The sequence below is a fragment of the Aliiruegeria sabulilitoris genome (assembly GCF_001558155.1).
Lineage (GTDB): Bacteria > Pseudomonadota > Alphaproteobacteria > Rhodobacterales > Rhodobacteraceae > Tropicimonas > Tropicimonas sabulilitoris.
Genome location: NZ_LOAS01000037.1, coordinates 19,253 through 28,530 on the forward strand (window position 1 = coordinate 19,253; position 9,278 = coordinate 28,530).

Annotated in this window: 7 protein-coding genes; 2 read left to right on the forward strand and 5 right to left on the reverse strand. The window is 59.5% G+C overall.

Translation table 11 applies throughout. The features are described 5' to 3' along the window. Window positions 1-125: 125 nt before the first annotated feature. A complete protein-coding gene (locus AX756_RS22265) occupies window positions 126-1,016 on the reverse strand; it encodes a LysR family transcriptional regulator (protein ID WP_068317338.1) in 891 nt (296 codons plus the stop codon). A gap of 325 nt (window positions 1,017-1,341) precedes the next feature. Here AX756_RS22265 and AX756_RS22270 point away from each other — a divergent pair, with 325 nt between their 5' ends. Together AX756_RS22270 and AX756_RS22275 are read left to right on the forward strand one after the other, a co-directional pair. After that, on the forward strand, window positions 1,342-2,673 hold the full coding sequence (locus AX756_RS22270; protein WP_321186404.1) for a proton-conducting transporter transmembrane domain-containing protein: 1,332 nt from the start codon (window positions 1,342-1,344) through the stop codon (window positions 2,671-2,673). Window positions 2,674-2,689: 16 nt separating this feature from the next. Next, the gene (locus AX756_RS22275; protein WP_068317343.1) at window positions 2,690-5,068 is read left to right on the forward strand and encodes a YbcC family protein; all 2,379 of its coding nucleotides are present in this window, start codon (window positions 2,690-2,692) and stop codon (window positions 5,066-5,068) included. Window positions 5,069-5,184: 116 nt separating this feature from the next. Here the strand turns inward: AX756_RS22275 and AX756_RS22280 are convergent, their stop codons facing one another. From AX756_RS22280 to AX756_RS22295, 4 genes are all read right to left on the reverse strand, one after another. Beyond that, on the reverse strand, window positions 5,185-6,183 hold the full coding sequence (locus tag AX756_RS22280; protein WP_068317345.1) for a DUF1214 domain-containing protein: 999 nt from the start codon (window positions 6,181-6,183) through the stop codon (window positions 5,185-5,187). Window positions 6,184-6,200: 17 nt separating this feature from the next. Further along, a complete protein-coding gene (locus tag AX756_RS22285; RefSeq protein ID WP_197431114.1) occupies window positions 6,201-7,136 on the reverse strand; it encodes a DUF1214 domain-containing protein in 936 nt (311 codons plus the stop codon). Between the two features lie 242 nt (window positions 7,137-7,378). After that, window positions 7,379-7,588: a glycine zipper 2TM domain-containing protein gene (locus AX756_RS22290; RefSeq protein WP_068317347.1), complete on the reverse strand. Its 210-nt coding sequence runs from the start codon at window positions 7,586-7,588 to the stop codon at window positions 7,379-7,381. A gap of 219 nt (window positions 7,589-7,807) precedes the next feature. Further along, window positions 7,808-8,797: an AraC family transcriptional regulator gene (locus AX756_RS22295; protein ID WP_163886949.1), complete on the reverse strand. Its 990-nt coding sequence runs from the start codon at window positions 8,795-8,797 to the stop codon at window positions 7,808-7,810. Between the last annotated feature and the right edge of the window lie 481 nt (window positions 8,798-9,278).

Genomic DNA, 9,278 nt, shown 5'->3' on the forward strand with positions numbered 1-9,278 from the left:
ACAGATTGGTACAGTATCCTGAAGGACAGACGGAAATGAAAAACCGCCACTAACGTTGAAACGGTACTTTCAAAAAAAGCCATCCTTCTGTGGGACTCGCCCGGTCGGGATGCCGCAGTCTGATGCTATACCATTGCCAGTAGTTTCGTACGCAGCACCTCACTTATAAGCGGATTCGGGAACTTACGAGCGATAGTTACCGCCGCAAAAACCTCCCTGACTTCGTCGAGGCGGGCATATTCCTTCAGTTTTCCAGCGTTCAATTCGTCCTGAACGACGATGGGGGGTATGACCGCGACACCGGCATTTGCCCGCGCCAGCAAGCGCAGCATGGCCATGTCATCCGCTTCCGCCGCAATCCGAGGGACGATTCTGAGACGTTCCAGAAGTGCGTCGAATCCTGCGCGAAGCGATGTCTCGGGGGTCGGCAGCACGAGCGGCTTGGTCGCTAGAATTTCCGCGATGTCGGCACCATCGCCTATCGATTGGTTTGGCGTGCCGATAAGGCTGACCGGTTGATCGGCGAGTTGATGAACCAGGTAGGGACTGGAGGCGTCTCGTGCAGGAACGAGATTGGTGAGCACGATATCGAGGGAAAGGGACTCAAGACCGCGCAGGAGCATTTCCTGCGTTCCAGACCGCAGGACCACTTCGACGTCTTCTCTACCGATGAGGGGATCCAGAAAGGAGATCTGGAAGTTTCGCGACAAGGTCGCCAACGCCCCGATCCTGAGAACACGGCGCTTGCCCTTGGCTTGCTTCAACGTTTCGGTGAGGTTTTCGGCGGCACGAAAGATCTCTTCGGCATGATCCAGGGCAATGCGGCCGGCCTCCGAAAGGACCAGATTACGCCCGCGACGCTCGAACAGGTCGTGCCCAAGGGCGGCTTCAAGCGACTTAATCTGTGTCGAAACAGCCGATTGGGAGATGTTGAGCGCCCGCGCGGCTCCTGTCAGTGTCCCGTCCCGCGCGACGGCACGAAACAGGCGCAGGTGATGAAGATTGAGTGTCGACATTGTTCCATAATATAGAATGATTTGGCATATTATATAAATTTTTATTCAACTCTGTCATGGCGTATCTGATCTTTCGAACTCGCCTTGGAGAGATTTCATGATGGTTTCGTACTCTTTTCTTGCACCCTGCGTCTTGATGGCTATGGCTTTTATTGCTTGGCACCAGCCGGGGCGCCGCCCTGCGGGCCCGTCGAAACTTTCGGAGTATGCCGCAGTTGCGGCCCTTGGCCTCGCTGTCCTAGGTGTTGCCCAGTTCGCAGCCGCCGGTCCTGCGACCCTGTCCGTTCTCGAGGGCTCTGCGGCCCTCACATTCAAAGCCGGTCTGGTGAATGTCACTCTGGCGCTCCTCGTCGCCTTCATCGGTTGGGTGGTGATACGCTACAGCCGCACTTACCTCTACGGCGAGGCGCGGGAGGGCAGGTTCCTCGCGCTTATGCTCATTACACTGGCCGCAGTGCTTCTGTTCGTGCAATCGGGCAGCATGGCCGCCCTTATCGCGTCATCGGCACTGGTTGGGCTGGGATTGAGGCGCCTGTTACTGTTCTACAGCACCCGTCGCGAGGCCCGACGGGCAGCCACGAAATTCGCTCTGGTCTGGCACGGCGCTGACGCGGTGCTGGTTATTACCGCGCTGCTGCTGGCAGCACGCTACGGAACGGGAGACTTCGCGGCGATTGTGGTGGCTTCAGCCGATGCCGACCTGACCTTGGCCGCGTCTGTCGCAATCGCGCTCATCGTCTTCGCGGCGACGCTCAAGACGGCGGCCTTCCCGCTGCACGGGTGGCTCACCGAAGTCATGGAAGCGCCTACGCCCGTTTCGGCACTTCTGCACGCGGGCATCATCAATTCGGGCGGCGTTCTTCTGATCGCACTGGCGGGGCTCGTCCAGCAAAGCCCAGGGGCCATGGCCGCACTCGTGATGATCGGTGGTTTCACGGCGCTTTTCGGGGCCGCTGTCATGCTTACGCAAAGCGCGGTAAAGACATCGCTAGCTTGGTCCACTGTCTCCCAGATGGGCTTTCTGCTTCTACAATGCGGGTTCGGTCTCTGGGCGCTGGCCCTGCTGCATATTGTGGCGCATTCGCTTTACAAGGCGCACGCCTTCCTTTCCTCGGGCGGCGCGGTTAGGGCCGTGGCAAGCCTTCGCCGCCCTGGTCCCATCGCGGTTCCGAGCATCGGTGCGGTGCTCAAGTCCTTCACCCTCGCGCTTGCACTCTACCTGGTGATTTCGACTATCTTCACCGCACTCAGCGGGCCGAAGACGGCGCAGGCGCTCGCGCTCGGTACTATCCTAATCCTTGGGGTCGCCTATCTGGTCGCACAGGGGCTTGCCGATCTCGCGCCTACGGAGCTAACCAAGCGTACGGCGCTGGCATCGCTAGGCGCGGCTGTGGCCTACTTCGCCTTCCAGGCCGCAGCGCAGGCCATCTGGGGGCCGTCCCTGCCACCGGCTCCGATGCCGGGGCCGCTTGAATGGGCACTTCTCGTGCTCACGGTGGCTTCCTTCGGCCTTGTTGCCTTCGCGCAGGCGCTTTTCCCGCTCTGGGCGCATCATCCATCCACGGCCGGGCTTCGGGTGCATCTTGCGAATGGCTTCTACCTGAACGCTTTGCTTGACCGCGCGATCGGCGGCTTTCTCAGCGCGAAAACTAATTGAGATCACGGAGACCGACATGTTCCTCAAGCACTCGCAAATCGCACCTTCCCTGATGTCGGCGATCCTGGTGGCCGCCGAAAACGCCGCACGACGTATACCACCTGCTTTCCCGTTGGAGGCGACCGTCGCGGTCAACCCCTTCTTGGGCCAGGCCGGCGATGACCTGGCAACCGCCTCGGCGCGCCTGCAACGGGTCGCCGGCGTTCGCGCAACCAGGTCGGGCGTCGCCTACGCCACCATGATCGAGACCGGGCGCCTGATCGACGCTGACTTGGAAGCGGCGCTGTCGGCAGCTACGTCGCCGTTCAAGCCCAAAGACCTTATGGCACTGAAAACTTTCGCGGCCATGGCCACGACCGACGAGTGGACGGGCCTGCCGACGGTGGCCGACCTTGCCGCCTCGGCAACGGGGGTGGACTGGCCGTCAATCATCGAAAAATCCTTCGGCCTCTGGGCCGCGGGACGGTTCGACCGGGGCCAAGCACTCTGGTCACCGAAACCGGGATTGGAGGCGTTTGCTTCCTGGCGAGATTGGGCCACTCACGACCTGACGCCCGAGATCGCGGGCCTCACTGGTTTCTGTGCTCATGTAGCGGCAGCCCCGGACACCACAGATCGCGCAATCCTGCGGGCCGCGGACGCACTCGGCTTGAACGAGGCGGCTGCCGAAACCGCTTTCCACCGGCTCTACATGGACCTAGGCGGCTGGTCGCAGCATGCGCGTTGGCTTCTCTGGCAGGCGGAACTCGCCGGAAAGACGGACCGGACACTGGCCGATCTGCTCGCAATCCGGCTGATCTGGGAGGAAGCTCTTCTCGCACATGTGCCAGAGATAGCGAAAGAATGGTTCGAAACTGTGCTGGCGCATGGCGCACCTGTCGAGCCTTCGGAAGAGGATGTTGCCCTGGCAATCTTCCAAGAGGCGTCGGAGCGGGCGCATCAACGAGACGTTTTGGCCCTGCTTGACGGAGAAACCGCGTCAACGGACCGCCCCTCACTTCAAGCGGCATTCTGCATAGACGTGCGCTCCGAGGTCTTTCGGCGGGCCTTGGAAAGCGTTGACTGTTCGATTGAGACCATCGGTTTCGCGGGGTTCTTCGGTGTGTCGTTGGCGCACAAGGCGCATGGTTCGGATGTCGTGGAAGCGCACCTGCCGGTCCTCCTGAACCCGGCCGTCGAAACCACAAGCCACTCAGACCCGGCGAGCGAGCAGGACACTCGGATCGCCGCACGGACCTTGCGTGCCTGGGGCCGGTTCCGCCAGGCGGCCGTCTCGTCCTTCGCTTTCGTCGAGACGGCGGGGCTGTTTTATGCCGCGAAACTGACGCGCGATGCGTTGGGGTGGGGCGGTACAACGAAAAAGCCCGATCCGGCGCCACAGGTTGTTGGAGGTCTGGATGCAAAAACAAAAGCTGACACGGCGGCCGCCGTTCTAGGCGCCATGAGCCTGACGAAGGGCTTTGCAAAGATCGTTTTGCTGCTCGGCCACGGTGGACAGGTCGCGAACAACCCGCACGAAAGCGCCTATCACTGCGGGGCCTGCGGCGGTTACACCGGCGAGGTGTCAGCACGGTTTCTCGCCAACTTGCTGAACGATCCTGAAACCAGATCCGGTCTGGCCGAGCGCGGTATTGCGATCCCCGATGACACACTTTTCATCGCCGGTCTGCACGACACGACGACGGACGAGGTCACAATCTACAACGACGGATTGCCCGCGGATCGGAGCGAGGAGATCCGCCGGATGAAAGGTTCGCTGAAGCAGGCCGGACGGATGGCACGGGCCGAACGCGCGCCCAAGCTGCCCGGAGCCACGGCGTCAAACGTAGCCGACCGCGCCTTGAACTGGGCCGAGGTGCGCCCCGAATGGGGGCTTGCCGGGTGCGCTGCCTTCATCGCAGCGCCGCGTGCTGCCACTGCGGGGAAAGACCTTGGGGGGCGCGCCTTCCTTCACAGTTACGCCTGGCAGGCGGATGACGGCTTCTGCACGCTTGAGCTGATACTCACCGCCCCGGTCGTCGTGGCAAGCTGGATCAGCCTTCAATATTACGGATCGTCGGTGATGCCCGACGTGTTCGGCGGTGGCAACAAGCTCATTCACAACGTCGTCGGAGGCATCGGTGTCATCGAGGGCAATTCGGGCCGGCTGAGAACGGGATTGCCGTGGCAAGCGGTCCACGATGGCGAGAAGGCGATGCACGAACCGGTCCGGCTGTCTGTGATGATCGAAGCGCCGCGCGAAGCAATCACGGACGTCCTCGAGCGTAATCCCGAGATCCGAGATCTCTTTGACAACGGCTGGATGCACCTGTTCACATTGAAGGACGGAAAGGTCGATGCACGGTATCGTCCTGGTCTTGCCTGGGCGGACGCGGCGGAGGGCCGCGCCGCGTGATGCTGCCGAACCGAGCGGCCTTTGGTACGATCCACGGCAATGAGGCGGTGGTTGCGCCGGCCTTTGCACGCCTCGGGATCGCCTTGGAAGTGCCAGACGGTTTTGACACCGATCGTTTACCCGAGCGGTTCCACCGCGGGGAATTGCCAAGTACCGTTGAGGATTTCCTCGCGAGGCTGGTAGAGCCGGATCGTGTAGTTCCAGTCTTCCGTGATCGGAATGCAGTTCACGCGGCCATCGTCGCATCCTCCGAAGTGGATTGTGTAGGACCCGTCGTCGTTGGGGGCGGCGGTTACGTTGTTGTAGCTGTTCCGGTTGAGATCGTTTGCTTCGAGATAGCCTTCGGCGTTGTAAACGGTGATCGACCAGAACGCGTCGACAGGCACGTCCTTGACGGTAACAGCGTGTGGTGTCTGGCCGTCATTCGCCTCGACGCTTTCAAGAATGCCCAAAGCCGTCGACGAAGGCTGGCCGGCCCAGCCGGCCATGGCGCCAACCAGGTGATCGATCGGGTCGACCTCGTCCTTTCGGCCAAAGGCACGCGATGCATTGAAGCCGACCGCGCTGGCCAGATCGCTAACCGCCGTGCGTGCTTCGGCAAGGCTTTCGAGATCCCAATCCGGAGCCTCGAACGGCCCCTCGCCGCCACCCGTCAGCACAATGCCATCTTGAGTGGCATGTGCCGTCGCAATGTCGTCCGTATCCGCCGGATCGACGAAAGTGCGGAACAGCACGAAGGCGAAGCGTGTGCCAACGTCTTCCTCGGTCAGTTCGTAGGTGCCAGGCATGGCCTCAACAAAACTGTAGTGGTCCTGGCTGATCACCAGCATCGACTGGAAGCGGCCATCCGTTTCTGGCAGCGTGATTGTCGCCGGCTCCGACAGGTCCAGCATGACTGCAGAGTAAAGAGTATCCTGGTTCGGGCGAATGATCGTTTGCGTCGATACGGTCGTCGGTTCACGCATATGGAGCAATTCGCCAACGTCGATCCCGAATGACTTGAGGTTGGCCCGGATCATCGTGTCGGATTCCGCACGTACGAGGTTTGCAATCGTCACATCCTCGGCGAACGCGAACGTTGGGACGCAGAGCGCCATGGCAAGCAATGTTCTCATGACTTTCTCCTTCCTGGTCAGTTGACCGACTGAACTTCGGGGAACGTCCAACTGCCGTCGAGGATTTCCGCCCGAGGCTGGTAGAGCCGGATCGTGTAGTTCCATCCCTCCATGTTCGGCAGGCAGTTGGCGCGACCGTCCTCGCATCCGCCAAAGTGAACAGTTATCGAACCGTCCTCATTGCGCTCTCCCATGACCGAGTTGATGTTGTAGGCGTCGAGATCATTCTTCTCGTAGAACCCAGCGGCGTTGTAGAGGCTGACGGACCAGTACTGGTCCACCGGAACGTCTGCCGGAACCTCGATCTTGTAGGTTCCAACAGGCAGACCGGGTTCGATGTTCAAATAGTAGGCTTCCTCCTCGGGAAGCCCTCCCCAACCGATAGCCGCTCCGAGGAAGTAGCGGAGCGGGTCCACCTCCTCCTTCGGCCCAAAGGTTCTCCTGCTGTCTGGCGCATACCTTCCAAGTTCGAGGGCTGCTTTCAGCACCGCGTCAAAGCTCTCTTCGTCGTAATCCGGAATGATGAGCGGCTTGGACGAGTTGGCCGCCAAAGCCATCTGGTCCTGCAATGCATGAACCGCCGCGAGATCCTCGGCGTCGGAGGCATCGACCAGCGTGCGGATGATGACGACCACATACGGTGTATCGAAAGTGTCTATGTCGAGCGCATACACCCCCCCACCCACGAACACTTTGTTCATGTAGTGATCCTGATTGACAATCTGCGCCGACAGGTACCGCTCACCCGTTTCCGGCAGAGTCAGCGTTGCACCTTCACTGATGTCGATCACGGCCATGCTGTAGAGGACGTCCCGGTTCATCCGGATTGTTGGCTGCATGTCGATTGGAGCGGGTTCCCGAATGTGCACCAGGTTGTTCACGCCACCTGTGATCGCCAGGTACTTGCCAAACTCGATCTCTGTGGCCGCGCGCACGAAGTTGTCGATGGTCACGGGAATCTCCCGAGCCTCCAGAATGGCACTGAGGTTGTCCCCGCCTACCTGGGCAGCGGATGTGCCAACACAAAGCGATGCGACTGCCACCGCGGTCGCAGCTCTATGCGGTGCTTTCGTAATCATGGTAATCTCCTGAGGTTGTCCACGTGCCGCCGACCCTCTGCCTCTCTTCCCGCCAAAGGGTCCGAAACAGACTTACGGAACGCGGAGATTGATATGTCAGCCGACATTCAATCACGCTATTTTGTTGCGTTTGCCCCAATCGCTGCGCCGGCGGCTGCACCAGCGATCGTTGCTGCGGTTTTGCCAGTGCCACTGCCTACCTGATTGCCAAGTGCGCCGCCAACGGCTGCCCCTGTGGCCGCGTTCACGGCCTGGTTGTCCGTGCAAGCTGACATAGCGACGAATGCGAGACCTGCGATGGATGCCATTATGAAGCTGAGTTTCATTTGTCCAAACCCCTCCCAAAGTAGAAAGAAAGTGACCGACGAAACATCGGCTCCTTCTTGAAAAAAACAAATCTCACCCGGTTCTCATGTAAAAGGAGCGGTAAAAGTCGAGTTCCGTAGACCCCTTGCACAGCTTTATTATACCTGAAGAAAGTGATCAGTTTGCGTCAAGCATACCTGCAGCGCCCTGATCTGGACTCTAAGGAAACTTGGCCATGGTCATGTCGGAGAGAAATCTGTCGGCGTCCGCCCTGTCCAGGTCCGAAAAGCGCGCCGGAAGCTGTTCGTCTCAGTATAGCCAAGTGCGCCGGCAATCTCGGTGATGCTGTGGTTCGTCTCGCGCAGGAGATCGACTGCACGGGCTTTCAGGAAAGCATTTCTTACATCACGAAAGCTTGTGCCTTCGGCTCTCAGCCGCCGCTGGAGGCTCTGCGTTCCAAGCGACATGCAATGAGCAACGGTTTCGATGGAAGTGTCACCCAGCATCAATTGGACCCGCAATACTGCGTTAACGCTCTCGGCGAATGAAGATGGTGGTGACACGCCTAGCAGGCCGGGCAGATCTCGCAACAGCACCTTCTTTTCGGCACCCGTGGAGTTCGGATTAGGCGCGTCCAGCAACTGTCGATCCAATCCAATTCCGGAACCGTAGGGACGATAGAGCAGGGGCACGTCGTAGACCTGCGCAAGGCTGCTTTCAAAGCCGTGCGACGCACTCGGAGTTTCGATCCAGGCGGGCATCCAGTTACGTCCCAGGAACCTGCGGCAGAGATCGATCATCATGCATGGCAAGCCCTCGTCAATGTGACGTGCGCCCACAACAGTTGGAATCCCCGAGTAGAAAAGTACAACGACATTCTGGTCTCTTCGTTCGAGAGCAACGCGACATCCGGGGTTCAAGACAGGCAACGCCTTTGCCGCTCTAAGCATTGCTTCGCCCAATGTCCGAGCTGAAAGGACGTATGTAGAGTACCAGGACAGTTCCTCGTAATCGTAATGCTGGCCTATGATGGCTCCCAGATGCCGTTCTCCAGTTTTGCGCGCCAGGGATTCCAAAAAACAGGCTTCTGTTTGTAGAGGAAGGAAGACTGGGGGCCCTGCAATCAGGCGGCGATTGATTGCGACCTTTCGCATGGCCCAATCAACATCTTGCTGAGGGATCATCCCATCGATGATTTCCACGACGCTCTTGAGTGTGAGCGAGTTCACGAACGGCACAACCATCCGGGAATTTGACGCAATTTGATGACTCGTTGTCCAGTAGAAATTGACTGCGCGTCTGCGACAGACACGCTCGCTATTACAACGAGGTCTACCGTGTCGCCCGGGACACGGCAGTTGTGATCGAGGCTATCGTGATCGTCTCGGACTTGATGCGCTGACCCGACGGTCCTGGTTCTCAGGACAAGCTGTCGAACTGGATCCCGATCAAACAGCGAGGATACAACGAACCGTTTTCTTTCAAACGTGGCGATAGTCCGAATCTAGATGTAGGTCGCGACTGCGCAGGACATTGGCAGCGTCACCTTGAAAAAACGCTCTGACATTTTTGGGCTCGACTCGCTTGCGGGTTCGCATTGATTCCAATGAATCGGCACGAGGAAACGGACGTCCTTTCAACGAATGATCTATTTCCGCCAAGGGCCGAGGCTGTGTGGAAACTCTGGGTTTGCTATGGGTTCTTGGGCGA

Coding starts and splice junctions, on each gene's coding strand:
- AX756_RS22290 (WP_068317347.1), bottom strand. CDS start 7,588: ATGAAACTCAGCTTCATAATGGCATCCATCGCAGGTCTCGCATTCGTC.
- AX756_RS22275 (WP_068317343.1), top strand. CDS start 2,690: ATGTTCCTCAAGCACTCGCAAATCGCACCTTCCCTGATGTCGGCGATC.
- AX756_RS22280 (WP_068317345.1), bottom strand. CDS start 6,183: ATGAGAACATTGCTTGCCATGGCGCTCTGCGTCCCAACGTTCGCGTTC.
- AX756_RS22265 (WP_068317338.1), bottom strand. CDS start 1,016: ATGTCGACACTCAATCTTCATCACCTGCGCCTGTTTCGTGCCGTCGCG.